At 69.4% G+C, this 22,956-nt stretch carries 31 protein-coding genes; 11 read left to right on the top strand and 20 right to left on the bottom strand.

The genetic code is table 11. The features are described 5' to 3' along the window. Position 1: 1 nt before the first annotated feature. From ODR01_RS22565 to ODR01_RS22660, 20 genes are all read right to left on the bottom strand, one after another. Positions 2 to 1,603 carry a phage portal protein gene (locus ODR01_RS22565; RefSeq protein ID WP_316979972.1) on the bottom strand — a complete coding sequence of 534 codons (1,602 nt, stop codon included), beginning with the start codon at positions 1,601 to 1,603 and terminating at the stop codon, positions 2 to 4. Beyond that, complete coding sequence (gpW, locus tag ODR01_RS22570; protein WP_316979973.1) at positions 1,603 to 1,830, bottom strand: gpW family head-tail joining protein; 228 nt, start codon at positions 1,828 to 1,830, stop codon at positions 1,603 to 1,605. The genes ODR01_RS22565 and gpW overlap by 1 nt, the downstream gene beginning before the upstream one ends. Positions 1,831 to 1,839: 9 nt before the next feature. Beyond that, positions 1,840 to 3,765, bottom strand: coding sequence for a phage terminase large subunit family protein (locus tag ODR01_RS22575; protein ID WP_316979974.1), 1,926 nt, complete (start codon positions 3,763 to 3,765; stop codon positions 1,840 to 1,842). Then, positions 3,713 to 4,411, bottom strand: coding sequence for a hypothetical protein (locus ODR01_RS22580; RefSeq protein WP_316979975.1), 699 nt, complete (start codon positions 4,409 to 4,411; stop codon positions 3,713 to 3,715). Before ODR01_RS22580 ends, ODR01_RS22575 begins: the two co-directional genes overlap by 53 nt. 284 nt (positions 4,412 to 4,695) lie before the next feature. Continuing rightward, positions 4,696 to 5,313: a hypothetical protein gene (locus ODR01_RS22585; RefSeq protein ID WP_316979976.1), complete on the bottom strand. Its 618-nt coding sequence runs from the start codon at positions 5,311 to 5,313 to the stop codon at positions 4,696 to 4,698. A gap of 237 nt (positions 5,314 to 5,550) precedes the next feature. After that, complete coding sequence (locus tag ODR01_RS22590; RefSeq protein WP_316979977.1) at positions 5,551 to 6,957, bottom strand: primase-helicase family protein; 1,407 nt, start codon at positions 6,955 to 6,957, stop codon at positions 5,551 to 5,553. Between the two features lie 73 nt (positions 6,958 to 7,030). Continuing rightward, on the bottom strand, positions 7,031 to 7,747 hold the full coding sequence (locus tag ODR01_RS22595; RefSeq protein ID WP_316979978.1) for a hypothetical protein: 717 nt from the start codon (positions 7,745 to 7,747) through the stop codon (positions 7,031 to 7,033). Then, complete coding sequence (dnaG, locus tag ODR01_RS22600; RefSeq protein WP_316979979.1) at positions 7,741 to 9,057, bottom strand: DNA primase; 1,317 nt, start codon at positions 9,055 to 9,057, stop codon at positions 7,741 to 7,743. The genes ODR01_RS22595 and dnaG overlap by 7 nt, the downstream gene beginning before the upstream one ends. Then, positions 9,054 to 9,329, bottom strand: a complete 276-nt coding sequence (locus tag ODR01_RS22605) for a hypothetical protein (protein WP_316979980.1) — start codon at positions 9,327 to 9,329, stop codon at positions 9,054 to 9,056. The genes dnaG and ODR01_RS22605 overlap by 4 nt, the downstream gene beginning before the upstream one ends. Then, positions 9,326 to 11,854, bottom strand: coding sequence for a DNA methyltransferase (locus ODR01_RS22610; RefSeq protein WP_316979981.1), 2,529 nt, complete (start codon positions 11,852 to 11,854; stop codon positions 9,326 to 9,328). Before ODR01_RS22610 ends, ODR01_RS22605 begins: the two co-directional genes overlap by 4 nt. Then, positions 11,851 to 12,435: an MT-A70 family methyltransferase gene (locus ODR01_RS22615; RefSeq protein WP_316979982.1), complete on the bottom strand. Its 585-nt coding sequence runs from the start codon at positions 12,433 to 12,435 to the stop codon at positions 11,851 to 11,853. Before ODR01_RS22615 ends, ODR01_RS22610 begins: the two co-directional genes overlap by 4 nt. 112 nt (positions 12,436 to 12,547) lie before the next feature. Then, positions 12,548 to 14,383 (bottom strand): DNA cytosine methyltransferase, encoded by a 1,836-nt coding sequence (locus ODR01_RS22620; RefSeq protein WP_316979983.1) that lies wholly within the window; start codon positions 14,381 to 14,383, stop codon positions 12,548 to 12,550. Further along, entirely contained in the window at positions 14,380 to 14,568 is a 189-nt protein-coding gene (locus ODR01_RS22625) for a hypothetical protein (protein ID WP_316979984.1), read from the bottom strand. The genes ODR01_RS22620 and ODR01_RS22625 overlap by 4 nt, the downstream gene beginning before the upstream one ends. Further along, a complete protein-coding gene (locus ODR01_RS22630) occupies positions 14,565 to 15,014 on the bottom strand; it encodes a hypothetical protein (RefSeq protein WP_316979985.1) in 450 nt (149 codons plus the stop codon). Before ODR01_RS22630 ends, ODR01_RS22625 begins: the two co-directional genes overlap by 4 nt. After that, entirely contained in the window at positions 15,011 to 15,265 is a 255-nt protein-coding gene (locus ODR01_RS22635) for a hypothetical protein (protein WP_316979986.1), read from the bottom strand. The genes ODR01_RS22630 and ODR01_RS22635 overlap by 4 nt, the downstream gene beginning before the upstream one ends. Positions 15,266 to 15,267: 2 nt before the next feature. Further along, positions 15,268 to 15,570: a DUF6378 domain-containing protein gene (locus ODR01_RS22640; protein ID WP_316979987.1), complete on the bottom strand. Its 303-nt coding sequence runs from the start codon at positions 15,568 to 15,570 to the stop codon at positions 15,268 to 15,270. Continuing rightward, a complete protein-coding gene (locus ODR01_RS22645) occupies positions 15,567 to 15,848 on the bottom strand; it encodes a hypothetical protein (protein ID WP_316979988.1) in 282 nt (93 codons plus the stop codon). The genes ODR01_RS22640 and ODR01_RS22645 overlap by 4 nt, the downstream gene beginning before the upstream one ends. Beyond that, on the bottom strand, positions 15,845 to 16,333 hold the full coding sequence (locus ODR01_RS22650; protein ID WP_316979989.1) for a hypothetical protein: 489 nt from the start codon (positions 16,331 to 16,333) through the stop codon (positions 15,845 to 15,847). The genes ODR01_RS22645 and ODR01_RS22650 overlap by 4 nt, the downstream gene beginning before the upstream one ends. Beyond that, positions 16,330 to 16,566 carry a hypothetical protein gene (locus tag ODR01_RS22655; protein WP_316979990.1) on the bottom strand — a complete coding sequence of 79 codons (237 nt, stop codon included), beginning with the start codon at positions 16,564 to 16,566 and terminating at the stop codon, positions 16,330 to 16,332. Before ODR01_RS22655 ends, ODR01_RS22650 begins: the two co-directional genes overlap by 4 nt. 1 nt (position 16,567) lies before the next feature. Further along, positions 16,568 to 16,780, bottom strand: a complete 213-nt coding sequence (locus tag ODR01_RS22660; RefSeq protein ID WP_316979991.1) for a helix-turn-helix transcriptional regulator — start codon at positions 16,778 to 16,780, stop codon at positions 16,568 to 16,570. Between the two features lie 71 nt (positions 16,781 to 16,851). Between ODR01_RS22660 and ODR01_RS22665 the strand changes: the two genes are divergently transcribed. The 11 genes from ODR01_RS22665 (at position 16,852) to ODR01_RS22715 (ending at position 22,954) form a co-directional block, all read left to right on the top strand. Then, on the top strand, positions 16,852 to 17,577 hold the full coding sequence (locus ODR01_RS22665) for an XRE family transcriptional regulator (protein WP_316979992.1): 726 nt from the start codon (positions 16,852 to 16,854) through the stop codon (positions 17,575 to 17,577). Between the two features lie 175 nt (positions 17,578 to 17,752). Further along, positions 17,753 to 18,001 carry a hypothetical protein gene (locus tag ODR01_RS22670; RefSeq protein WP_316979993.1) on the top strand — a complete coding sequence of 83 codons (249 nt, stop codon included), beginning with the start codon at positions 17,753 to 17,755 and terminating at the stop codon, positions 17,999 to 18,001. Between the two features lie 9 nt (positions 18,002 to 18,010). Then, positions 18,011 to 18,652: a hypothetical protein gene (locus tag ODR01_RS22675; protein WP_316979994.1), complete on the top strand. Its 642-nt coding sequence runs from the start codon at positions 18,011 to 18,013 to the stop codon at positions 18,650 to 18,652. Between the two features lie 2 nt (positions 18,653 to 18,654). Then, on the top strand, positions 18,655 to 18,903 hold the full coding sequence (locus ODR01_RS22680; protein ID WP_316979995.1) for a hypothetical protein: 249 nt from the start codon (positions 18,655 to 18,657) through the stop codon (positions 18,901 to 18,903). Then, positions 18,900 to 19,532: a DUF2312 domain-containing protein gene (locus tag ODR01_RS22685; RefSeq protein WP_316979996.1), complete on the top strand. Its 633-nt coding sequence runs from the start codon at positions 18,900 to 18,902 to the stop codon at positions 19,530 to 19,532. Before ODR01_RS22680 ends, ODR01_RS22685 begins: the two co-directional genes overlap by 4 nt. Beyond that, positions 19,533 to 20,426 carry an ATP-binding protein gene (locus ODR01_RS22690; RefSeq protein WP_316979997.1) on the top strand — a complete coding sequence of 298 codons (894 nt, stop codon included), beginning with the start codon at positions 19,533 to 19,535 and terminating at the stop codon, positions 20,424 to 20,426. It abuts the gene before it with no gap. Next, positions 20,423 to 20,725 (top strand): hypothetical protein, encoded by a 303-nt coding sequence (locus tag ODR01_RS22695; protein ID WP_316979998.1) that lies wholly within the window; start codon positions 20,423 to 20,425, stop codon positions 20,723 to 20,725. The genes ODR01_RS22690 and ODR01_RS22695 overlap by 4 nt, the downstream gene beginning before the upstream one ends. Positions 20,726 to 20,837: 112 nt before the next feature. Next, a complete protein-coding gene (locus ODR01_RS22700; RefSeq protein ID WP_316979999.1) occupies positions 20,838 to 21,470 on the top strand; it encodes a hypothetical protein in 633 nt (210 codons plus the stop codon). Positions 21,471 to 21,496: 26 nt separating this feature from the next. Continuing rightward, positions 21,497 to 21,871 (top strand): hypothetical protein, encoded by a 375-nt coding sequence (locus tag ODR01_RS22705; RefSeq protein ID WP_316980000.1) that lies wholly within the window; start codon positions 21,497 to 21,499, stop codon positions 21,869 to 21,871. Next, positions 21,868 to 22,635 carry a hypothetical protein gene (locus ODR01_RS22710; RefSeq protein WP_316980001.1) on the top strand — a complete coding sequence of 256 codons (768 nt, stop codon included), beginning with the start codon at positions 21,868 to 21,870 and terminating at the stop codon, positions 22,633 to 22,635. Before ODR01_RS22705 ends, ODR01_RS22710 begins: the two co-directional genes overlap by 4 nt. Next, positions 22,622 to 22,954 (top strand): hypothetical protein, encoded by a 333-nt coding sequence (locus tag ODR01_RS22715; RefSeq protein WP_316980002.1) that lies wholly within the window; start codon positions 22,622 to 22,624, stop codon positions 22,952 to 22,954. Before ODR01_RS22710 ends, ODR01_RS22715 begins: the two co-directional genes overlap by 14 nt. The last annotated feature ends 2 nt before the right edge of the window (positions 22,955 to 22,956 follow it).

A 22,956-nucleotide genomic window follows, 5' to 3' on the forward strand; every position in this document is an offset into this window, starting at 1 on the left:
CCTATCTACCGCCGTTGTTGCCGCCGGCGGGACGCTTCTCTTCCTCCGGTTCGGCCGCCACCGGCGTCTGCTGGATGCCCGCCACGTCCGGATCCGGCAGCCCCAGCTCGCGGCGGCGGGCCCGCTCGTAGGCCTGCTGTTCGAGGATCTCCTCGTAGTCCTTCCCCTGCTCGGCAGCCTCGTCCTGCAGGGTCGACAGGCCGGCGTCGATGCGCATGAGCGCCGCCTGCGCCTCCTTGGTGGGGTCGACCCAGCCGCGCCCGGGGCCGATCCAGCGGCAGCGCGTCCACGCCGCCACGTTGTCCCAGAACGCCGGGGCGCCGGCCGGGACCTCGACGGTCCCGTTGTCGATCGCTTCTTCAAGCCACAGCACGAAGATCGGGGTGGCGACGCCGGCAGCGTAGGAATCCCGGCGGGCGATCAGGAACTTCCAGGCTTCCAGCAGGGCGGCGCGGGCCGAGGAATAGTTCGTCTGCGACCAGTCGCCGGCCACCTGCTCGTAGCTTTGGCCGATCCCCGCCGCGATGTGGCGAAGCACGGCGCGCTCAAATTCCGCAAAACTGGCGTTGGGCCGCTCGGCCGCCGAGAATTTGAACGACTCACCAGGGAACAGCGTGGGGATGCGCACGCCGTCGAGCGTCAGGCGGCGATCGTTGTGGAAGTCGGCCCGCGCCGTCTGGTAGGCCGAGACGCCGGTGTCCAGCGCCTCCTCCAGCAGCGAGTGGTCGAACGGGCTTTCGATGAAGGCGGCGAAGATGGCGTTGACCAGGGCGGCCTGGAGCTCGGTGCGGCCGTAACGGTCCTCCATCCGGAACTTCTCGACCACCGGCGTCAGGATCGACTTGCCGCGTGTCTGGTCGGCGCGTTCCGCCTCGAAGAAGTGGATGACGCGGGTGCGCCCCCACGGCGTGCGGCGAGGGATCCGTTCCCAGCGCATGGAATCCATCGACGCCAGGCCGGAATCAGCGGGATGGTGGGCGCGGATGTGGTAGGCCTGCGGCGCGCCGTAGGCGTTGATCTCCACCCCGCCCTTCAGCGACACGGTGTCCGGCACGTTGTTCGGGTTCGACAGGCGGTCGGGGTCGACGACCTGGATGGCGGTCGCGAACGACGTGCCGGCGCGGCGCAGCCACTGCGCGACGGCCAGGGACTCGCCCTCCACCAACCGATGGCGGAAGCAGAGGCCGACCAACCCGGAGATCGTCATCCGCTCGGCGGCGTCGACATAGCAGCGCGGGTCGTTGGCCCACGCCATGAACTTCTCCTCGACCTCGCGGCGGAAGGCCCGCGCCCAGTCCGCCGTCTGACCCAGGGCCGCGTAAGAGGGGCGGTACGAGAGCCGAAAATTGGCGCCGATCGCCTGGTCGACGAAGCGCTGCATCGCGCCCGACGCCCAGCCGTTGTTGCGGGCGAGGTCGCGGACCCGCGACACCACCGTGTCGCGTTCGGGCAGCCAGTCCGCGTCGGCCGATCGCAGCGCCGGCTGCCAGTTGGCCAGGTCCTGGCTGACGCGGTCGGCCGCCGAGTGCGACGTCGTCGGCCCGAAGGCGGAGGCCCGCGGCATCGGAAGCCCGGTGGCGTCGAGAATCGTTGGCGCGGGCATCAGAAACCCACCCCGATCGCCCGCCGGCCGCGCGTGCCCGAGGCCGTGGCGATCTGCGCCTTGAGATCGGCGACGTAGCCGCGCAGCGAGGCGGCGTCGCCGGCCTGCCAGGTGACCGTCTTGCCGTCGGCCGCGCGCAGCGTGACCGCCTTGCGGCTGGTCAGCAGGTCGTGCAGCGCCGCCTCCGCCTCGGCGAGGCGGGTGGTGAGGGTCGCGACATCGGTCATCGGTTGCTCCTACGCCAGACGGCTGGCGATCGAATCCGGCTTTGCGGCCGTCGCCGGCCTGGCCGGCGCGTCCTTGGCGAGGCCGCCCAGGGGCAGGTCCTCGAAATCCAGTTGGCCCGAGACGAGCGCCGCCTCGCGCTCGGCTTCCAGCTTGTCCCAGGCGCTTTCGGGCATCGAGCGGACGCCGAGATGAAGGGCCGCCGCCTCGGCCTGGTTCATGGTGTCCAGCACCTCGTTCGACAGGTTCGGGTCCTTCTCCCAGCGAGCGACCGTGTAGCCGTCGCGGTTCTTGCGCTCGACCCGCCGCTCCGAGGTCAGCTGGATGAAGTACTCCTCCTCCAGCCCCTTCGGCAGCCCAACGTGGCCGAAGGCCAGCGGATCGGTCTTCGCCAGGCGGCGGTAGAGCCCCATCTTCAGGGTGCTGACGCCGACGTTGTAGAACCGCCGCGACCACGGAATGACCTTGCCCTTGCGGTCGCGCTCGCGCTTCACGCGGGCCAGCAGGGGGCCGCTGTCGCCCTTGTCGCCGCGCACCATGATGACGCGCGACACCGGCTTCTTCTTGGCCCAGCCCCAGACGTCCTCGGTCCAGGCGTTGCCGTCGATGGCGGCGCGGTCGATGCCGACCATCCGCCCCGCCTCGTTGCGCCACCTCTGCTCCAGCAGCGTGTCGAGCGCCGTCTGCGTGGCCGGCTCCGAGATGTGGCCGGGGATGACGAAGTAGTCCACAACCCAGCGTCGCCCCTCGCGGCCCCAGCCGACCAGGTGCGCCTCGACGCGGTCCTTCTGGCAGTCGATGCCGAGGGTCAGCAGAATCGCCCCGAAGGGGACCGTGCCGCGCGCGTAGCCGCTCTCGGCGGCGCGGTCGCGCAGGCCCTCCCAAGGCGGCGCCTCACCCTTGAAGTGATAGGCCATCCCCACCGTGTCGTTGAGGAAGACGCGCTCGGCCTCGGGCTTGCCCTCGGCCTTGAACCACTCGCTGGCGATCAACTCCCAGCTTTGCAGCGGCGCGTAGGCCGACCACAGATAGAAGCTGCGGTGGTGGCGGGCCTTGGGGTTTCTGGCCACCCACCGGCCACTGCGCACCATGCCGGCGCGGTGGTGCTCCTCGATCACGCCGCCGCAACTCGGACAGGTGAAGAACGCCTGGTCGGGATGCTCCCGGTCCAGGTTGACCTGCATGTTCTCCCACTCGAGCGGATGCTCGTGGCCGCAGTGCGGGCACGGCACGTGGTAGCTCTCCTGGGTGCCGGCCTCGAAGTTCGTCGTGATCCGGCAGCCGGGCGACACTAGCGGCGTCGAGATCTTCAACACCTTGCCGAAGGCGTAGGCCCGCGACCGGTTGTCGGACTGGGCCTCGGGGTCGCCGGCCGAGTTCATCTCCCACTTCGACAGGTCGTCCTGAACCTGGCGCGGCATCGACACCTGCGACAGCGAAGCCGGGCTGTTCGCGCCGCTGATCAGGATGGAGCCGCGACCGTCGCTCCGCTCCTTGAACATGATGGCGTCGCCGCCGTCCCGCGACTTCTCGGGAAACAGCCGCCGCAGGCTGGCCGTGCCCAGCAGCATCGGCTTCAGCTTGAGCCGCGACCAGCGCCGGCCGTTCTCCTCCGTCGGATGGACGTACAGGAAGTCGCACGGGTCCATGTCCTGGCTGCCCAGGACGAAGACGTTGGCGACCACCGTCTTGCCGATCTGGGCCGAGCCCTTGAGCGTCACCGTCCGGCACGGATCGTCCGGGCCCAGCGCCCGCAGGATCTCTGTGAAGAACGGGAACAGGTCGTGGTTGTAGGGCCCAGGGAACGGGCTCTCGCGCTCCGAGAATACGATGTTCTCCGCCGCCCAGGTCACGAAATCGACGGGCGGCGGCGGCTCGATGGCGTCAACCAGGACCTGCGTCGCCACCCTCTCCGGGTTCGCCAGAAGGATTGCCATCGCCGATCCCGTCATCGTCCTCGAGGTAGCGGTCCATGCCCTCCACGGTCTGGCGCAGTGCCCGGGCCGCCGATGCCCGCACGCCGCGGAACTCGGAGCGCAGCACGTGCACGACGTCGCGCTGGGTCAGGCCGAACTTCGCCGCGACGGCGCCCGCCATGTCGGCCAGGCCGCCCTCGAAAACCTTCATCATCTGGGCGGCGACACGCGCCATGTCCTGCTTCGCGTCTTCGGTGCGCATGTAAAGCCCGGCGCGCGCCCGCTCCTCCTCCGCCAGGCGGCGGTTCTGCGCCTGCAGCTGGCGCAGCCGCTCGTCCTTGATCCGGTCCTCGACGGTCGGATCCTTCGGCTGTAGGCCCGACAGCGATTGCGGGACCGTGGGCGCTCCCGACGGCAGCGCCGGCCCCGGCGCCGGCTCGTCGAGCCGTGTGCCCATGCCGTTGAGCCCCAGCCGCTGGGTGACGTCGAGGGCGCCGCGCAGCTGCTCGCGGGCGATCGCCACAACGATCTTGGCCGAACGCCCCTCGCCCTCCAGGGCCGGGCCGTGGATCTTGCCTTCCGATATCCACTGGCTGACCCGGCCAGGCGTGACGCCGCAGAGGACCGCGAACCGTCCCTTCGGCAGGACCTCCGCCGCCTCCGCCATCGGCTAAACTCCGACTTGAGCCAAGTTTAGGAAACTCTTTAGCTTTTTAGGCTTCCAAAACCCGCTGTGACTGCCGAACCCCCGCAGGGCCGCCACTCGCGTACGTTCCACCCTTGGGAAGGACCCATCCGCCGGAAAGGGCGAAGCCCCGGCGGGGACACCGCCGGGGCTTCGCAGGCGAACAGGGAGGCTTCACGTCCGGGGAAACGAGAAAGGCCCGCCACCAGTTCCCGGAGCGCGGACCTTTCTGAATGTTACTCGTATACCAATGCCTCTCATCGTAGTCAATACCCTTCAACAAGCCATGGTTCCCTTTGGAACGGAAGACGCAAGACCTTGCGCTCCAACGTCCCGTCGAGACGCCCGGCTATATCGTCCAGCGCATCCCACCACGCTAGCCAGATTTTCCGCACGTCCCTGATCCAATCGGCATGGGGAAGGTAGGTCAGCGGGCAATAGTCTGGATAGTTGCGAGCACGGTCTTTGTAAATCACCACTGGTTTGCCGTTTCCTCCCTTGATGGCGACCGGCCGGCGCATAACCCCCTCACACCAGTCCGGCCGCGTGCCGCCCTTGGCGTGGCGTATGACCATGCCGACCAGTATCGACGGCAGAGCCGTCACCGCCTCGTGCGTCGCCTCAGCATCGGGATGGAGGTCGCACGCCACCCCGGCCGCCCACACCGCTCCACCCCGCGACACGTCGACCCGGCATCCCAGGGCGATGTGGTTGGCGATCATCGACGCGTTGCTAATCCCGCGCGTCATTGGCGCCGCAGTACCCGCCGCCCGCCCGATGATCGCGTCCGCCGCCTGGTCCTGGTAGGTCCATATCAACAGCCTCTCGATGTCCATGGCCAGCACCGGCTCCACGCGGTCCCGTTCCGCCTGCGATACCCCCATCCTCGATCTCCTTCTTCGTGAGGCCGGACAGGCCAGTCAGGTCGGCCATCCGTAACCCCTTGAAATTTAATCCTGTGGCGAACCTGCCAGACCTGTCAGACCTATATACCCTCACGCCCGCGCCCGCCCGCACGCGCGCGATAGAGCCCCGAAATAGGTCCGCCAGGTCTGGCAGGTCAGCCAACGCGTTGAAACTAAACGCGGTTTCGCTGGCTGACCTGGCGAACCTGTCAGACCTCACGACGGGCCATCGTCGCCCCAATCGATGGCATGGCCCGACAGCTTCTCCTGGAAGTGTCGCCGGCATTCCTCAAGCGGCGGGAACACGTAATGCGGCAGGCGCCGCCATGTCGTCACGCCGCGCTCGTCAGTGTGGTCGACCGATATGCGGGACGACTTCGGCCACCCCTTAGGCAGCAGGCGCCGCCGCAGGGCAATGGCCAACTGCGTCTCGACGCGCTTGCGCTTGACCCCGATCTTTTCGGCGAACTTGACGTAGCTCTCCCACAGAGCCTCAGTCGGCACCTCACATACCCAATCATCCTGCGACGGAAGAATGGCTCCGGCCTTCAGGCGGCTCAGCCACCAGGCGTCCTCATCCGGCATGGTCGAAATGCGCTGCTCATAGAGCGCCTCGGTATCAGGGATGGCCTTCAGGTCGACCATGCCGAGGTCGAAGTTGAGCAGGTAGTGCAGCAGCGCGGCACGGCCTTCCACGCTCTCACCCCAGGCCACCAGCGGCCCGAAGTACTCTCTCTCCCGGACGTGGGTCGACGCGACGTCGAACACCGCCCAGCGGCGCGACCCGTAGCCGGCCGGAATCACCCAGTCGTTGTTGGATGTCACCTGAAGGCGTATCAGGTTGCGCACCTTGTAGGCATCGACGTTCTTGCGCTCGATATAATGGACGTCGCTGGTCACCAGCCCCTTGAGGCGTCCCTCAGCCTGCTTGTCGCCCGCCCAGAAGCCCTCGTCGACCTGCAACAAGATGCAGTTTTCCATGTGCTGGTTGAAGTTCCCCGTCACATAGCGCGGATCGTCGATCAGGCTGTAGTGGGCGGGGAATAACGAACCGACGATCTTACCGGGCAGCGTCTTGCCGCTTCCCTCGTCACCTCGAAACACCAGCGCCGTCTCGCACTTCTGGCCGGGATGCTGCGCGATGTCGGCATACCACGCCATGATATAGTCGCCGGCCGCCTTATTGCCGTCGGCCAGCACGCCGTAGACGTGCTTCTCCCACAGCGCGACGTCACCCGCCTTCGGCTCGACATCGAAGCCGCGCCACAGGTTGTAATAGCTTTCCGGGGCACCGTCGGGAGCGAGGCAGACGCCGAGGTACTCGCGGCGCAAGGGGCTCTCCAGCCACACCTCGGCCCACGTCTGAAGGTCGCGCTTGCCGGTGTCGACGAAGTGCGTCCCATGGAGCAGCTTGAACGCGCCCACCTTGACGAAGCGCACCTCTGGCCGGCCCCAGGCATCCGTTCCCTCGCGCAAAATGACGGCGTCCGCGCCGGCCAGAACGAAAGCATGATCCTCGTTCAGCCGGTCAACGATCGCCGCCACCTCGCCGCCGACCCGCTCGACCTTCGATGGCTTTCCACCCTTCCCGGGCGGGGTGTACTTCGCCGGGCCATCGCTCATCGCGCCGCCTTCCTTCCAGCAGGGAGAGGGGGGCGGGCGCCGCAAAATAGGCGCGGTGTCCTATTCTCGGAGTTCATACCGCCTCCTGTTTGTTATCCTCACCAGCCTCCCGGATGAACACCTCCGGCAGTGCTGGCGGCTTCGGCCGCTTGCGCAGCGCCGCGTAGACGACTGCCGCGTGATCCTCATCATCGCAGACGATCGCCCCCGCCCCCTCGATCACATCGCGCAGGTAGCGCGCCTCCTCACCCTCGCCGCCCGGCGTCAGGCCGACCACCGGCCCCAGCAGGCAGAGCGGGCCGGCCACGTCCTCCGCCGGCCATCCGTCCAGGGCCTTGAGCCAAGCCAGTGGCGTAGCACACAGACGCACCCGCCGCGGTGCCTCGATGGCCAGCCCGCCCCATGGGGCCAGAGCCCACTCTCCCAGGGCCAAGGCCGTGCGGCGGCGACGCCACCAGCGGTCCGGCGACCTCGGGTCGAAGGCCACCTGATCAACACAGGCCGGCGCAACCTCGCCGGGCCCAGCGTCAGCGGCGGCGGCTGGAGGGTCGGCGAAAGCACCCACCACGACCGCGTTGAACCGCATCGGATCGCCCTCATTCCCGCTCGCCTCGCCGGCCGGCTCGAAATGCCCATCCTCCCAGGCGACGATGGGCAACACCCCGATGCCGCCAGCCGCCAGGAAGGCGACCTTGACGATCCCCTGCTCTTCCAGCCAGGCCCGTTGCTCCTCGCTCAGCGCCTCGAACGCCGAAGACAGCTCGGCCATCATCGCGCGCGCCTTCAGCATGGGTGCCCTCTCGCTACCGTCGCCAGATGGTCGATCGCCACCGTTTCCCCGCGCGGCCACAACCGCTCGACGAAGGCGCGCACGAAGTGCCCGCGCAGCATCGGGTCGGAGATCCGCCCGGCCTGTCGCCGCAGGCGCCCCTCCAGGGCAGCCCGCTCTTCCGGCGTCTCCGCAGGCCGCCCATCGGTTTCCATCCGCCAGACGATCTCCGAGATCGGCAGGGCGGCATGCAGCACATCGTCCATCGCCGCCGACCCTTTCGTCCGGATCAGGCTGTCGGGGTCCTCGCCGGCGGGCATCGTTGCAAACAACAGGCCGATGCCCGGCCGCAGCATCGGCAGGGCGCGCTCCGCCGCCCGCATCGCCGCCTTCTGGCCGGCCGCGTCGCCGTCCAGGCACAGCACCGGGTCGGGAACGATCTTCCACAGCGCCCGCAGATGCTCCTCGGTCAGCGCGGTGCCGAGCGGCGCGACGGCGACGTCGAAGTCCGCCTGGTGGAGCGTGATCACGTCCATGTAGCCCTCGGCCACCACGATCCGGCCGGACGCGCGCGCCGGTCCAAGGGCCAGGTCGACGCCGTAAAGCACGCTGCGCTTTTCGAACACAGCGGACTCCGGGGAGTTCAGGTACTTCGGCTCCCCCGGCCCGAGCGTGCGCCCGCCGAAGGCGATGACGCGACCCCTAGCGTCGGCGATCGGGAACATGACGCGGTCACGGAAGTAATGATAGCCGGGCCTACCGTCGGAAGGCCGGAGGATCAGGCCCGCCTCGCGCATCAGGTCGGGGGAGATGCCCGCCCTGGCCAGCGCCGACCCAAGGCCGCCCCCACCCTCTGGTGCAAAGCCCAGCCGGAAGCGTTCGATGATCTCATCGGTCAGGCCACGTCCTCTCAGATAGTCGAGCCCAGGCTTGCCCTCCGGCATGCGCAGCATCTTCTGGAAGTGCACGCAGGCCGCCTCCAGCACCTCATGAAGCGTGCGCCGCCGGAGCTCCCGCTCGCGCTCCTCCGGTGTGTCGGTCGGGATCTCCATCCCCGCCATGGCGGCCAGCCGCTCGACCGCCTCGGGGAAGGTCAGGCCCTCGATCTTCATCACGAAGGTGATGACGTCGCCGTGCTCGCCGGAACTGAAGTCGTGGTAGAAGCCCTTGTCCGGCACCACGGTGAAGGACGGGGACTTCTCCTTCTGGAACGGACTCAGGCCGACGTACTCGCGGCCCCGGCGGATGAGCTTGACGCGCTTGCCGATCACATCCTCGATCGGCACGCGGGCGCGAAGTTCGTCTAGAAAGTGAGGGGAGAACGCGGTCATTTCGCTGGTCCCCCATCGTCCCCTCCCTGTGCCGACGCCCCGAAGATCGCCACCATGCGGTCGGCGTATGCGCCGGCCGCCTCCCGGCAGGTCCGTTCGTCGAAGCGTCCGTCGGCTTCCAGCGCGCGGAGCGCCGGCCCGTACCAGTCGATCCACAGCGGCGCGCCGCCCGCCCGCGAAGCGTTCAAACTGGACGCGTCAAACGGGTCGACGCCCGGCACCGCCGGGGTAAGCCGGAGTGGGGTGGCGGCGATGGGCCTTCCCGCGCTCATGCCGCCTCCTCGTCCGCCGCCATCAGGTCGAACAGCGTCGGCACCGAAACCTGCTTCTCGGCCGCCTCGCAGTAGCGCCGGCCGTCGCGGAAATACTTGTCCGAAAGCTCCGAGGCCCGCCCCCGGCGGCCCTTGAGAATGGCGCGGTAGGGCACGGTCATCAGGCCGCCGAACGGGTCGTAGACCGTCTCTCCGGGGTTGCTGTAGCGCTCGATCAGCCGGTCGACGATGTCGAACTGCAAGGGGCAGACGTGCTTCTCCCAGCCGCGCGCCGCGTTGTCCGTGTTCAGCGTGCGCATGCGGTTGACGTCGTGCCAGGTGAACGGGCCGTGGGCCGCCGGCAGCAGCGCGCCGAAGGTCTTCGGCAGGCGATCGCCCAGGGCCTCGCCCAGCCGGACCAGGTATTCGTGGTCATAGATCTCGGCCAGGCTGAACCGCCGCACGATCTCGGTGATCTCGCTCATGCCCAGCGCGCGAAGCGCCGCGCCGAACTCCTCTGCCGTCATCAGCCGGTCGCCGCTGGAGCGCCAGAAGGCATGCGCGTCGATCTGCCAGCGGGCCAGGCTGTAGACGGCCTTGTCCTTCACCACCGGCAGGTCGGCGTAACCCCGGCTGCGGTCGGATTGCGGCTTGTGGAAGAGCAGGACGTATTCGGGCGAGCCGACGCCCATCTTGGTGCCGTCCTTGCTCATCTCGGTGTAGCCGAGGCGGTAGGTCTGGTTGTTCTCGCGCACGACGTCGGTGTTGACGGCGATCATGCCGCAGTAGTCGAAGCCGTGGCGGCGGTAGTGGAAGATGGCCTCGGCGTGGAACGGGCTGACCGTCGGCACCCCGGATCCGGTGACGTTGCCGAACAGGATGCGGTCCTTGGTGTGGATGCAGGCCAGCCGGCCGGGCCGCAGGATGCGCAGCAACTCGGGCGTCAGGAAGTCCATCTGGGCCCAGAACTGCGCATTGTCCTCGGTATGCCCGAAATCGTTGTAGCTGGGCGTGTACTCGTAGTGGTTGGCGAACGGGATCGAGGTGACGATCAGGTCGACGCTGTCGGCCGGCTGGAGAGCCGCCTCGGCGACGGCGTCGTTGCGCGCGATAATGAACCGCTCGCCCTTGGCCTCGATGCGCTCAACACCGATGGTCCGCCTCAGATCATCCATTGCCTCGTTGTGGTTGAGCCCGAAGCGGCGGATGATCTCGCTCATGCGGGCCGTCGTCGCCTCGTGCTCCGCCCACTTGCGCTCCAGGTTGCGCTTCACCTCGCGCTCGGCCTCGGAATGGATGATGTCGATCCGGCACGGCCGGCCCTGGCCGAAGCGCACGATCCGGTGGATGGCCTGGATGAAGTCGTGGAACTTGAAGCCGATGCCGAGGAAGATCGCCCAGGCGCAATGATGCTGAAAGTTGCATCCCGCGCCCGACATCTCCGGCTTGGTGGCGAGGTCGCGGAAGCGGCCGTACTTGAAGTCGATGGCGTGCCGCTCGTTCGTCTCCAGGTCCTGCGCGCCGAAGATCGAGCGCACGCCCGGCACGGCGGCCTCGATGGCGCGGCGCTCCGCCTCCAGGTCGTGCCACAGGATGCGGTGCGCCTCCGGGTCCTCGGCGATCAGGTCGGCCATCTTCGCGATCCGCGCTGGCAGGCTGTCGCGCTTCTCCGCCGCCGCCTGGGTCACCCCCAGGGCCGCGTTGCGGAACATCAGGCCTTGCCCGTCGCGGTCCGCCCCGGCCGTCGTGTGATCGGTCGGCACCTCGTGCCAGCGGATATCGACCGCCGGCAGCACGTAGCCGTCGTCTGAAAACCCGAGGTCGGACGGCCGTTGCAGGAAGACGGCCCAGCTGTGCACCCACAGCCAGAACTCCTCTTCCTTGTGGGGATAGAGGGTGAGGTCCCCGGCCTTCTCGGAATTGCGCTGGAAGAAGCGGGTCAGCGCCTGGCCGGTGTCCATGATCTCCAGAAACCCGGCGTAGTGGATCAGTTCCTTGGTGCGGTTCGGGCTGGGCGTGGCCGTGGCCACGAACTTGAACGGCACCCCGGCGAAGGCCGGCAGGAACTCCTGGAAGGTCTTGGTGCCGTAGCCGCGCAGCACGGCGGCCTCGTCGAGCGAGGCGAAGCCGAAGGCCTGCGGATCGACCTTGCCCTCGCGCACGCTCTCGTAATTGGTCAGGTTGATGGCCGCCGGATCGGCCTCTTCGGTGCGCCGGATGAACTTGAGGCGCACCGCGAACGCGCCCGTGAAACGCTTCTCCGCCTCGTCAAAGAATTCCTGGCGCACGCCCAGCGGCACCACGATCAGGGCCATGACGCCGCGCTTGGCCATCGCCAGGCGGCCCAGCTCGATCTGCGCCGACGTCTTGTGCAGCCCGAAAGCCGAGAATATTCCGCGCCGGCCGCCCTTGGCCGCCCACAGCACGATGGCCTGGACGAAATCCTTAAGCGCCGGGTTGACCTCGGCCGGGTCCACCTCGAACCCGCCGGACGGCGCGGTGACGATCTTGGATTCCAGGAAGGCGCGGTAGGAGGCGTCGGTCACGCGCACCTCCGGGCCGGGAACTTCCCGACCTCATTGCCCCAGGCGTCCCATCCCGGCCGGGCCGTGCGGGCGAACAGCTCGACGCGCGGCGCGTCGCCGTAGAGGTCGACGATCCAACCGGCCACCTCGTCGGGCTTGCGCGAGTGCTCGCGGATGGGCGCGAAGAACTCCTTGCGAATGTCGTGGCGCAGGACCGGCAGCCCCCGGCCGCGCCTGAACAGCCAGCACTCCTCGCAGGCCCCGCCACGCGTGTGGTATCCGGTCGAGAAACCGGGGCGCGGCGTTGGGTCGAACAGCCGGAGCTGGCCGTCGGTCGTCTTGAACCACCGGAACAGCGGGGTAATGAACTTGCGGAATCCCCAGGCCTTCGCCACCGTGAAGGCCGCCGGCAGCAGCGGGTCGTAAACCCACATCACGAGGAAGGCGTCCTTGGCCGCCATCGCGGCCACCGGCAGCGCGGCGATCTCCTCGACCGCCATCGTCCGGTAGTGGCGGTCGGGCGACTTCGCCAACCCCGTCTCGCGGTCGAACACCTCGAACCGCCACGGGCAATCGGCGTAAAGGATGGAATAGCCGGTCATTCCCCGTCGGCCTCCCGCCCGTCGATGGCGCGATGTCCCTCGGCGACCATCAGCGCCCCGGCCAGCCCGATGGTGGCGGCGAAGATGGCAAGGAGGATGGCGACGGCGAGCATCAGGCGGCGCCTCCCGCCAGGGGCACGTCGACGGCCGCCGCCACGGCGACCTGCCGGACCCAAATGGGTGTCATGCCCAAGGTGAAGGTCTGGCCGGCCCAGGCCAGCAGCAGGGCGGTGCCGATGACGCCGCCGATCGCCTGGGCCGCCGCGCGCGGCACGGCGTTGCCGACGTGCTCGCGCCACGCGGTATGGCTGGCCCCATCCAACGGCCGGAAGTCGCCGGGATCGACAAGGTCCTGCAGCGCCGCCAGCTCCAGCGTGGTGAACGGCCGATGCCACGTGCCGTCGAGCGCCCGGATGACGCAGGTCAGCTGCTCGTTGGCCTCGGGCAAAACCATTGCGGGGGGATACCCCCCGAACGCTCCCCGGGGATCGGCCACCGAAAAGTGCCCCCGGTCGTGCTTGGCATGCGCGGTGACCGCGCCGCTCTGTCCATCCCAGGGCACCACGCCGTAGTGCCCGCCCGTCACGTAGTGGCCGTCGGAATGGTCGATGCCGGGCCGGGGGTCGGCGACGCAGGCGGCCCCTTCGCAGGGCGCCCGTGAACCGATGACGCATCCCGTCGCCTTGTTCCACTCGACGATCCGGTACTTGTTGCGCGACGCGGCCGGGTGCCAATCGCAGCGGGGATCGGCGACGCACTGTGCCTTGCCACCCGCGCCCGTCACGGTCGCGGCTTGCCGATTCCACGGCACGATGCGGTAGATGTTGTTGAACTTCTCCGGCCCGTGGTGGCGCGGGTCGGCCACCGTGAACGGTCCCGAACCCGGCGCCGCCTTCCCCGTTACCGCCGGCCCGACGCCGTCCCATGGCCGGACGCCGTACTGGCCGAAGGCCGCCCGATCATCCGGCCGTCGCGGGTCCGCCACGGAATAGCGCCCCTTCGACGGCCGCGCGTCGCCGGAGATGGTGCCGCAACTCTCGTCCCAGCGGCACACCCCATAGTTCCCGCTTCCCTCGCGGTTGATGTCCGGCACGATCAGGTAGTCGCGCAGGACGCCGTCCTCGACGGCCAGCCTGTTGAGCGAGCGCCAGTCCGACCCGGCTTCCACGAAGGCGAGCCGCACCCATGTCTTCCAGGTCAGGCGCGGAACGCTGTGCATCGGCCCGGCCGCCGCGTCGCCCGGCAGCGGCAGGGCGCCCAGCACCTCGCCGACGGAGCGCAGCCGCTTCTTCTCCGGCTGGTAGAGGAAGGGCGGCACCTTGACCCGGTGCCGGGCAACCCGCAGAAACCGCTTGCGGCTCTGCGCCAAGCCGCCCAGTTCGCCGCAGTCGTGGGTGCCGTCGGCCCAGGCATAGCCATAGTGGTCGAACATCCGGCCGATGACATCGAGCAGCGGGGCGCCGCGCGTTGCGATCCTCGGCACGTTCTCCATCAGCACGAACTCGGGCGGATCGTCCGCCCACGCCTCGAACATCAGGAAGAGGCCGCGCACCGTCAGGCGGTTGAGCGCCTGATACTTCGCCGAGGCCGAGCGGCTTTCCGACAGCAGCCCCGAAAAGCCCTTGCAGGGCGGCGAGGTGAAGACGATGTGGGGCCGCTCGTTGCCGGCGGCGCGCCGGATGTCCTCGGGCGTCGCCTCGCGCCAGCCCTCCGGTGGCTTGTGGCCATGCCAGGCGACGTACTGGTCGCGGTCGAACAGGTCGAGGCGGGTTCCGGGCACCCCGGCCAGGCGATCGAAGTCGCGCACCGCCGATGGATCGGAATCCACGCCGCCCAGGCAGCGGAAGCGGCCCTCCATCGTCCCCACCCGGGCGTGCGCCAGGTTGAACCCGGCGGCGCCGCCGCCGATGCCGCAGAACAGGTGGAAGTGGCGGATCTCGCGGATCATCCCTCGCGCTCCACTTTCCAGGCTGGCGTCACGGAGATCGTCTCCGGCATGACGTTGTGGAGCCGGCACCATTCGATGGCCTTCTCGAAGACCGCCGCCGGGTTCGGCCCCTCGTCCGGCAGGCCGCAGAGGCCGCCGTGGAACCACTCGTCGTGAATATCCCTGACGGTGACCTCGTACTTCATGCCGAGCCGCTCCCGTCCCGCGCCGCGTGGGCGGCGTCGACAAGCTCGCGGACGACGGCGCTGGCCGCCTCGCCGAGTTCGGACAGCACCTGATCGAGCGCGCTGTCGTCCTTCCACTTGTAGGAAAAGCGGATGCCGGTGACCCGGAAGTCGGCGTCGCGCGTCACGTGGACGAACAGCGCGCCGTTCAGTCCCGTCGCCTCGCGGGGCACCTTGCGGGTGATCGCCTCGCGGCGCAGGCCGGCGAGTTCGACGCCCTGCGCGATGACCAGCACCTGGACTCCAGGCAGCCGCTCGGCCAGGCCGTCGCGGAGCAACGTGAAATGCTCGGGCCGCGCCTCGGGAGGCAGGCGGGCCAGCACCGTATCGCCCGGCGCCACGTCGAAGGGACAGACGATCTCGACCTTGAGGGCCTTGCGCGCGGGCCAGCGGAACGGCCATCTCATGCGTCTTCTCCTCCGTTCTTCGGCACCGGGTGCCAGCAGATGGCGTGGTGTTTCGGGCAGTAGGACGATCCCGGCTGCACCGGCGCGCAGCAGAAGTCGCGATCGCGGGGCTCGCCCTCGATCCACTGGCACGTCCTCGGCCGCCAGCCCTCGTCGCGGGTCGGCCGGCCGCCACCCAGGCGCGTGGCCATGCCCGGATCGCGCATCGAGACGGCGCGGTGGAATTGCTGGCGGGCGCGCACGGGGTCCACGGCTAGGCCCCCTCGCCGGCCTGGAGCCCGGCGATGAAGCCGGCGAGGCCGGCGTACCCGGCGGCGTCCTCGTAGTTGTCAGGATTGTGGCGGCCGTGCTTGGTCCGCGAGACCTTGAGAAGAACCATCATCAGCGCGGCGTCCTTGGCCGACAGCCGATGACCAGCGGCCAGCCGGTCACCCAGATAGGCGTTCCAGATGGCGGCCAGGTCGGCGTAGACGGCGAGCGCATCGCCGTGCGTTTCCTGCCGCGCGCCCTCAACGTGGGCGGCGCCGCGCCGGCAGATATCGCCCGCCGCGCTCATCCCTCACCTTCCCCGGCTTCCGCCAGCGTGCGGTGGCACGGCCAGCCCCAACGGCCGGCAAACTCCAGCACCGGGCAGTTGACGGCCGGCACCGCCGGCCTGGCGGGGCCGCGCGGATGGACGTTCACGGCCGGGCGGCTGGCCCGCCCCCCCCCATTCGGGCAATGGGCGCAGGCGGGGTCGGCCTTGCGGCGCAGCATGTCCATGTCGACCCGCGACGGCAGCGGCGCGGTGGAGGGGTGGACACGTCCGTCGAAGCCCTGGCGGAGACGGATCATCGTCCCGCCTCCTCGATGGCCCGCAGGCTGGCGTCGACCGCCGCCAGGGCCTCCATGGCTTCGCGCACCTCGCGGCGCAGGTTCAGCGCACGGATTTCCTCGGCCGTCACGGTGCCGTCCTTGGCCAGCGCCGCGCCCAGGCGCGAGATGGCCTCGCCGGCTTCCTTGGCGAAGCCGCCGACCTGGCGCGCCCAATCAGGCCCACCCGCCACCTTCGGCTTGGCGACCAGTACGAAGCCGGCAAGGTCGGCCAGCACGCGGGTCACCGGCACGGCGCCGACCTCGGCCTCGAGGTCGGCCACCACGTCGACCGGCGCGAAGTCGGGGTCCTGGGGCCGGCCGTAGCGGCCGATCGACACGTGCGAGCGCCGGGTCACCCCGGCCGCCGCCTCCTGGCCGCCGGCCAGCTTGGTCAGCTCGCGGGTTCCCGCCTTGATCTTGAGGTAGTCGCCCAGCGGAAGCTGTCGCGTGGGTTGCCCGGTCATGAACAAACTCCCCAAAGTTGTACGGTGCGCGGCCGGCTCGCCCATGCCACCATCGGAGCATGGAAAAGCACGCGCGCCGACTGCACGAACTCGCCGCCCGCCTGCAGGATGAGCTGGCCCGCGACCCTCACCACCCGCGTGCGCGGGAGATGCGGGCGGCCCTCGACGGCCTGGCCGAGGACGTGGCGGAAGGCCGGAGGATCAAAGCGGAACGACCAAGGAAACCGGGCCATGTCAGGCCGCCTCCTCGGTGGCCGGGATGTTGAACAAATCGTTCGGCGTGATCGCACCGCCGGTTTCCCGGAAGATGGCCGCCGCCGTCTCGCGGTCGACGTTCACCTTGCCGGCGCAGATCCGGCTGACCGTGCTCTTGTCCTTGCCTATCCTTTCGCCGAACTCGGCGAAGGTGATCCCCAGCGACTTGAGATGGGCGCCCAGCTTGCTCATGCACCTAGCGTTGCACGACATGCACCATGATTGCAACACTATTTTAACGGCCGGAGGATAGAATGCGCTCCATGGCGAAGGACCACAGTATCCAGTTGCACATCCGGGCCTGGCGCGAGGCGCGGGATCTGACCCAGCAGCAGCTTGCCGACGCGGTCGGCCGCGACAAATCCGTGATCAGCAAGCTCGAACGGGGCTTGAGCGGGTTGACCGACCCAGTCTTGCGAAGCATCGCCGCCGCCCTTGGCATCCATCCGGGAGCTCTCTATGTCCCGCCCCCGGAAGGCACCGGCCCCGTCGGCGCCGACAGCACCGGCCAGGTCGGCTCGATAACCCTTCCGGGGGGCCGCAGCGACGCGGCGCCGGCGGGTCCTCTATGGAGCCAGGGCGCTCTCGTGGGAGATCGCCCGGATCTCCCGGTCTACGCCAGCGCCGAGGGCGGCAGCACGGGTATGACCGTCGACTTCAATCCGATCGACTGGGTAAAGCGGCCGGAGCCGTTGTTCAACGTCAAGGCCGGCTTCGCTATGTACGTTGTCGGCGACAGCATGGAGCCGGCCTACCGCCAAGGCGACATGATCCTGGTCCATCCGCATCGCCCCGCGAACCAGGGCGACGACGTGCTGGTTGTCAAAGCGGACGGCAATGGCCGGCACGACGCTCTCATCAAGCAACTAGTCTCGGTCAACGACGACGCCCTGCGCGTCAGACAATGGAACCCCGTCAAGGAGTTCGCCATCCCACGCAAGGATGTCTTCGCCGTCTACGTTGTCGTCGGCCGCTACAACCGCCGCTGATCCTCCTTCTCCCGCTCCGCCTGTAGCCGCTCAGACCCGCCGCGAAATCACTGCGGCGCCGTTATTGTTGCCAAAAAAGTTGCATGATGTGCATTTTATCGCTTGCACTCATCGGCGCACGGTTGCATGATATGCATAACAGACAGCCCGTCATGCGTAGGGAGCCCGACCACATATGCCACCCCTCGACACCGATCCCCCGACGATACTGGCACGCCGGATAGCCCTGAAAAGGGTCAAGCGGGCAATAAGGAGCACAGGCTGGACGCCGAGCAGATTGGCCCGCGAGGCCGGCCTCGCCGCCTCGACCATCAACAAATTCCTTTACCAGGACGTGAGCCACGTCCTCAGCACAACGACCCTGACCAAGATCGAGATGGCGGCCGAGCGTCATGTCCGGTCGCTGGTGCAGGATGCAAAATAGGAGAATTCCATGGCCGCCATCTACTTCTTCAAACAGACCGACGGGAAGGTCGCGGTTTCGTGGCGCGACCGCGACTCCATGCAAGAGCGAACGCTGTCGCTTAAGATCGCGGGCGACGATTTCGCATTCGAACTGTCGCCCGAGGAGGCCTCACTCCTGCGCGACAGCATCGGCGAAGCCCTGGATGACGTTGCCGGCTACATGTCGGTCCGGCCGGCCTTCGGCGCGGGGGAGACGACGCCAGAGGCCTTCCGCATGGCCCGCTTCATCAAGGCGGCGCCGAACCCCGACAACGTCTCCAACGGCGATCTCGTCGCCGCCGGCTTCGCCGGCTGGCAGGTCCGCACCTACGGCGACGCCGCCCGTCTGATCGCGGCCTGCGCGCCGAGGCCCGGCCGTATCGACGGGTCCACCCGCATCGCCGCCTTCGCCGGCCACGAAAGCCGTGCCGCCGACCTGCGCCGCAAGCCGGAGTGGTCCAGCACGCTCGACGACTTCCGGGCCGCCAATCCCGACATGACGGCCGACGAGGTGGGCTTCATGGTGACCGCCCTCGAAACCACCGGAGAATACCGCATCGGCGGCGGCGCCGAGGCTGAGTTCACCATCCGTCTCGCCCCGGCCGCCGACGCCGGCGCCAAGGCCGCCTGACCATGGGCCGCGTCTGCCGCCTCGGCCTCGGGCTCGCCGCCCACTCCCTTTGGCGCAACGCCCACGCCGGCCGCGCCGCCATCCGCCGCCGCGACTGGCGGACGGCGCATGGCTGCCTCGCCACCATCCGCGCCATCGAGGCGGCGGCCGGCACCCCATCCCTGCGCGCGTCGGCGGCCGGCATCGCCGCCAACCTCGGGCGCGCCGTTTCCGACCCCGACCGAACCCAAGCCCTGGAGCCGAAGCCATGAACAAGCCCGGCGGCCTCGCGGCCGATCGCCTGAAATCCTTCGTCGAGCGCATCGAGCGCCTGGAGGCGGAGAGGAAGGCCCTGGCCGAGGATGTCAAGGACGTCAAGGCGGAGGCCAGACAGGCCGGATTCGACGTCAAGACCATCAACAAGGTGATCGCCCGCCGGCGCATGACCGCCGAGGCGCGCGACGAAGAGGACGCGCTGCTGGAAATCTACGAGGGCGCGCTCGGCATGCTGGAAGGCACGCCGCTGGGCGAGGCGGCCCGCAAGCGCCTGTCGGGCAGGCCGCCGCGCCGTCCGCCCGGCGACGATGTCCCGGACGAACATGACGACGCACCCGGCGTACCGCCGGACGGGCCGGACGAGGATGCCGGGACGCCCGAGGCCCCGGCCGCCACCGTCGAGGAGGCGCGCGAACTTGGCCGCGAGGCCGCGCTCAACGGCAAGCCGGTTACCGAGAACCCCTTCCCGCCCGCCGATCCGCGCCGCGCCGCCTGGGACGAGGGCTGGTGCGAGGCCGACGGCAGCGACGGCATGGACATCCCCGAGGCGTGGCGGCGCAAGAAGCCGAAGAGGGGCGACGGCAAGCCCGGCGGCGATGGCGAACCCGGCGGGGAGGCCCGATAGATGGCGCAGGGATTCCAGTTGGCGCCCAGGATCCGGGGCATGGTGGAGGTGCTGCGGCCCAAGGATGCCGAGCAGCCGATCCTGCCGGCCGAGGTGCGCGCCGCCGTCCGCTCCTGGATGACCGAGCTGTTCGCCGAGGACGACCTCAAGGCCGTCGACGTCAAGCCGCGCCGCACCGCCATGCTGTCGGGCCCGCCGGGCTGTGGCAAGACGACGCTGGCCCACCACCTGTCGGCCCGCCTCGGGCTGCCGCTGGCCTGCGTCAAGATGGACCGCCTGCGCAGCAAGTACATCGGCCAGACCGGCGAACAGATTGCCGACGTTTTCGAGGATCTGGAATCCCAGGCCGACCGCTGCGTCATCCTGATGGATGAATTCGACGCCGTCGCCATGACGCGCGGCACCGACGGCCACGCCGCGACCCGCGAGGCCAATGCCATCGTCGACGCCCTGCTGGCCCGCGTCGAGAACTTCACCGGAACCCTCATCGCCGCCACCAACCGGGCCGACGCCATCGATCCCGCCATGTGGCGCCGCTTCGGTCTGCAACTGGAGATCCCGCTGCCGGGCGACGAAGAGCGCTTCGCCATCCTCACCCGCTACCTCGTGCCCTTCGGCCTGCCCCAGGATGCCATGGACTTCCTGGCCGACGCCACGGCGGGCGCGACGCCCGCCATCCTCCGGCAGTTGATGGAGGGCATCAAGCGCGACCTCGTGTTGGCCCCGCGTCTCGACCAGCCGGCCGAGGTCACCGCCGTCTTCGCGCGGGTCATGGCCAGCGTCAGGCCGCACAAGGACCTGACCTGCCCCCCCCTGTGGGCCGAAGCCAAGGTGCGCGACCGCCTGCGCGCCCTGCCCTGGCCGCCCACCCTGAACGGCAAGGGGGAAAAATGACCGCCCGCGCGCCCGCCGTCTTCCTCCCCGGCGACGCCGGCCGCTATGCGGCCGAAGCCAGGGACGCCCTGGGCCGGGGCGACCGCGCCCTGGCGTCCCTGGTGGCGCGCGCGGCCGGCGGCGCGGCGGGCCGCGAGGGACTGCCCGAGACGGCCAACCCGTTCCATCCGTCGGCCGAGGCCGACCTGCACGGCCTGTGGCTGTTGCATCGCGGCATCGGGCTCAAGGCGCTCCGCGAGATCCGCGCCGCCGGCCAGGCCGACCTTTTCACCCCAGGCAAGGAGGCATCGCACCCATGACCCGTCATCGCGCCATCCGCCGCCCATTCCGCCTGCTGACCCCATTCGGCTGGCGCACCGTTCTTCTCGCCGTCGCCGCCATCGGCCTCACCATCACCATGGGAATGCTGCCGTGACCGCTTCCGCCGATCTCCACGTGTTCGTCAAGACGGTTTCTGGTGCCTACTGGCCGCTCCACGAACCGCGCCCCGGCGACGTCAACTGGCGCGACCTCGGCAACGCGCTCGCCCGCTGCTGCCTGCGCGCCGGCAACCTGGCCGAGGACGCGCCGCCCTATTCCGAGGCCGAGCACGCCTGCCGCGTCGCCGATATCCTGCCGGATGACAACCGCCTGGTCCGCCTGGCCGGCCTTCTTCACAACGCCCGCAAGGCGTTCGTCACCATTTCCGACACGCAGAAGCATGCCCTCGACCAGCTCCGTTCCGGCGCCGGGCGGGCCGTCGACCGCCTGGCGGCAGCCCACGACCAAGCCATCCACGCCGCCGCCGGCCTACCCTGGCCGCTGGCCGAGAACGCCGCCGCCCAGGTGGCCGCCGCCGTGCGCCGGCTTGACGCCACCGTCGAGCGCGACCTGACCGCCGAGGGGCCGATGGATGGCGTCTTTCTCGGATCGCGCAGCGCGCCCCTGCCCACCGTCATCGTTCCCTGGCCCTGGCACAAGGCGGCCGACGAGTGGCTGGCGCGCCTCTACCGCTGGCTGCCGATCAGCCTGGCCAGCGCCGCCCGCCGGGAGGGGCGTCTGTGATGGAGACCGCGCTAGGAGGAACCCCGATGGACGCCATGGAAAGCCTCGCCACCGAAAGCCGGCGGCGCCACGCCGCCCAGGCCGCCAAGCCGATCGTCGTGCGCGGCGCGCCGCCGCTGCCGATGCGCTACTGCGGCGAGTGCGGGAACCCCTACTGGCCGACCCGCCAGGACCAGGACTTCTGCGGCACCGCCTGCCGGCAGAATTTCCACAAGCGACGCTATCAGCGCGGCGCCGAGCTGTACGACTTCGCCATGGATTGGCGCGGCAAGCGCCGCAAGGGCGGCTTCACCGAGTTCTGCCGGATCGTCGACGAATGGCTGCGCGACGAGCGCGACCGCCGCGCGCGGCACGCGAAAATCCGCGAGGCCCACCAGCGCCAGATAAAGGGAGGCCAATGATGCCCGCCTTCGGCTTCAAGTCCCGCTTCGCCCGCCTGGTCGAGGCCGGCACCAAGCGCCAGACCATCCGCGCCGAGCGCGTCGACGGCGCCCCACCCTGCCGGTTCGGCCAGTGGGTCACGTGCTGGGAGGGCCTGCGCACGCGAGCGTGCCGCAAGATCAACGCCGGACCCTGCACCGCCGTGCGGCGGATCGAGATCGGCAAGGCCCCCCTCGCCCAGATCCGGATCGACGACAGGCCGCTTGACAACGCCGAGGCCGAAGCCCTGGCCATGGCCGACGGCTTCACCGGCCTCGAAACCGGCTTCGGCTTGCTCGCCTTCTTCGACGTCGAGCATGGCCTGCCGTTCCAGGGTTGGATCGTCGAATGGGCGCCGATGGGAAAGTATGCCCTGCCGCCGGGCTTCGTCGGTCAACCCTCGGTGCCGTTGCTCGACGGCCCGTGGGTTCCTGCCACCGGCGTCGACGAAGAAGGCGTCCTGGTCGCGCCAGCCGCTGGTGGATCGACGCCCACGGTCTGTGTGGTCGGCGACCCGCACGAGGCGTTTCGCACCGATACCCACGGCCCGCTGATGGCCCTCATCAAGGCCGCCCCATCCCTGCGGCAGGCCTGCCTCGCGTTGCTGGCCATCGCGCCGTCGAACCTGGACGAGTGCCGCGAGGACGATCCGGCGCTGTGGGCGGCCTACCAGAGGGCCAAGGCGGCTGTGACGGGCATCGACACGACGCCAAGGCAAAAGGGGTCCGGCCATGGGCGCGCCTAAGCCGGCGCTGGGCTATCCCAGCCGCACCGCCGCCGTGCTCGCGTTGCGCGGCCAGGGGATCAACGACGCCGAGATCGCCCGGCGCATCGGCATCCGCTGCGGAACCGTGGAGGCGCTGGCCTGTTCGGCCGCCGGACGGCGGCGGCGGCCGGCAGAGGCCAATGGCCGCACCGTGGTGTTTCCCATCGACGTTCTCGACGCCCTCGGCCCGCATGCCGCCGCCCGCGGGATCTCGCCCAACGAGCTGGCCCGCCGCCTGGTCGAGACGGCGATCGACGACAACCTCATCGACGCCGTGCTGGACGACAGGGGGAAATGACC

Origin of the sequence: Shumkonia mesophila (assembly GCF_026163695.1) — a bacterium.
Taxonomy (GTDB): domain Bacteria; phylum Pseudomonadota; class Alphaproteobacteria; order Rhodospirillales; family Shumkoniaceae; genus Shumkonia; species Shumkonia mesophila.

Excerpts from the sequence above, each read along its gene's own strand:
- ODR01_RS22565 (WP_316979972.1), bottom strand. The coding sequence starts at position 1,603 with ATGCCCGCGCCAACGATTCTCGACGCCACCGGGCTTCCGATGCCGCGG.
- gpW (WP_316979973.1), bottom strand. The coding sequence starts at position 1,830 with ATGACCGATGTCGCGACCCTCACCACCCGCCTCGCCGAGGCGGAGGCG.
- ODR01_RS22575 (WP_316979974.1), bottom strand. The coding sequence starts at position 3,765 with ATGGCAATCCTTCTGGCGAACCCGGAGAGGGTGGCGACGCAGGTCCTG.
- ODR01_RS22580 (WP_316979975.1), bottom strand. The coding sequence starts at position 4,411 with ATGGCGGAGGCGGCGGAGGTCCTGCCGAAGGGACGGTTCGCGGTCCTC.
- ODR01_RS22585 (WP_316979976.1), bottom strand. The coding sequence starts at position 5,313 with ATGGGGGTATCGCAGGCGGAACGGGACCGCGTGGAGCCGGTGCTGGCC.
- ODR01_RS22590 (WP_316979977.1), bottom strand. The coding sequence starts at position 6,957 with ATGAGCGATGGCCCGGCGAAGTACACCCCGCCCGGGAAGGGTGGAAAG.
- ODR01_RS22595 (WP_316979978.1), bottom strand. The coding sequence starts at position 7,747 with ATGCTGAAGGCGCGCGCGATGATGGCCGAGCTGTCTTCGGCGTTCGAG.
- dnaG (WP_316979979.1), bottom strand. The coding sequence starts at position 9,057 with ATGACCGCGTTCTCCCCTCACTTTCTAGACGAACTTCGCGCCCGCGTG.
- ODR01_RS22605 (WP_316979980.1), bottom strand. The coding sequence starts at position 9,329 with ATGAGCGCGGGAAGGCCCATCGCCGCCACCCCACTCCGGCTTACCCCG.
- ODR01_RS22615 (WP_316979982.1), bottom strand. The coding sequence starts at position 12,435 with ATGACCGGCTATTCCATCCTTTACGCCGATTGCCCGTGGCGGTTCGAG.
- ODR01_RS22620 (WP_316979983.1), bottom strand. The coding sequence starts at position 14,383 with ATGATCCGCGAGATCCGCCACTTCCACCTGTTCTGCGGCATCGGCGGC.
- ODR01_RS22625 (WP_316979984.1), bottom strand. The coding sequence starts at position 14,568 with ATGAAGTACGAGGTCACCGTCAGGGATATTCACGACGAGTGGTTCCAC.
- ODR01_RS22630 (WP_316979985.1), bottom strand. The coding sequence starts at position 15,014 with ATGAGATGGCCGTTCCGCTGGCCCGCGCGCAAGGCCCTCAAGGTCGAG.
- ODR01_RS22640 (WP_316979987.1), bottom strand. The coding sequence starts at position 15,570 with ATGAGCGCGGCGGGCGATATCTGCCGGCGCGGCGCCGCCCACGTTGAG.
- ODR01_RS22645 (WP_316979988.1), bottom strand. The coding sequence starts at position 15,848 with ATGATCCGTCTCCGCCAGGGCTTCGACGGACGTGTCCACCCCTCCACC.
- ODR01_RS22650 (WP_316979989.1), bottom strand. The coding sequence starts at position 16,333 with ATGACCGGGCAACCCACGCGACAGCTTCCGCTGGGCGACTACCTCAAG.
- ODR01_RS22655 (WP_316979990.1), bottom strand. The coding sequence starts at position 16,566 with ATGGCCCGGTTTCCTTGGTCGTTCCGCTTTGATCCTCCGGCCTTCCGC.
- ODR01_RS22660 (WP_316979991.1), bottom strand. The coding sequence starts at position 16,780 with ATGAGCAAGCTGGGCGCCCATCTCAAGTCGCTGGGGATCACCTTCGCC.
- ODR01_RS22665 (WP_316979992.1), top strand. The coding sequence starts at position 16,852 with ATGGCGAAGGACCACAGTATCCAGTTGCACATCCGGGCCTGGCGCGAG.
- ODR01_RS22670 (WP_316979993.1), top strand. The coding sequence starts at position 17,753 with ATGCCACCCCTCGACACCGATCCCCCGACGATACTGGCACGCCGGATA.
- ODR01_RS22675 (WP_316979994.1), top strand. The coding sequence starts at position 18,011 with ATGGCCGCCATCTACTTCTTCAAACAGACCGACGGGAAGGTCGCGGTT.
- ODR01_RS22680 (WP_316979995.1), top strand. The coding sequence starts at position 18,655 with ATGGGCCGCGTCTGCCGCCTCGGCCTCGGGCTCGCCGCCCACTCCCTT.
- ODR01_RS22685 (WP_316979996.1), top strand. The coding sequence starts at position 18,900 with ATGAACAAGCCCGGCGGCCTCGCGGCCGATCGCCTGAAATCCTTCGTC.
- ODR01_RS22690 (WP_316979997.1), top strand. The coding sequence starts at position 19,533 with ATGGCGCAGGGATTCCAGTTGGCGCCCAGGATCCGGGGCATGGTGGAG.
- ODR01_RS22695 (WP_316979998.1), top strand. The coding sequence starts at position 20,423 with ATGACCGCCCGCGCGCCCGCCGTCTTCCTCCCCGGCGACGCCGGCCGC.
- ODR01_RS22705 (WP_316980000.1), top strand. The coding sequence starts at position 21,497 with ATGGACGCCATGGAAAGCCTCGCCACCGAAAGCCGGCGGCGCCACGCC.
- ODR01_RS22710 (WP_316980001.1), top strand. The coding sequence starts at position 21,868 with ATGATGCCCGCCTTCGGCTTCAAGTCCCGCTTCGCCCGCCTGGTCGAG.
- ODR01_RS22715 (WP_316980002.1), top strand. The coding sequence starts at position 22,622 with ATGGGCGCGCCTAAGCCGGCGCTGGGCTATCCCAGCCGCACCGCCGCC.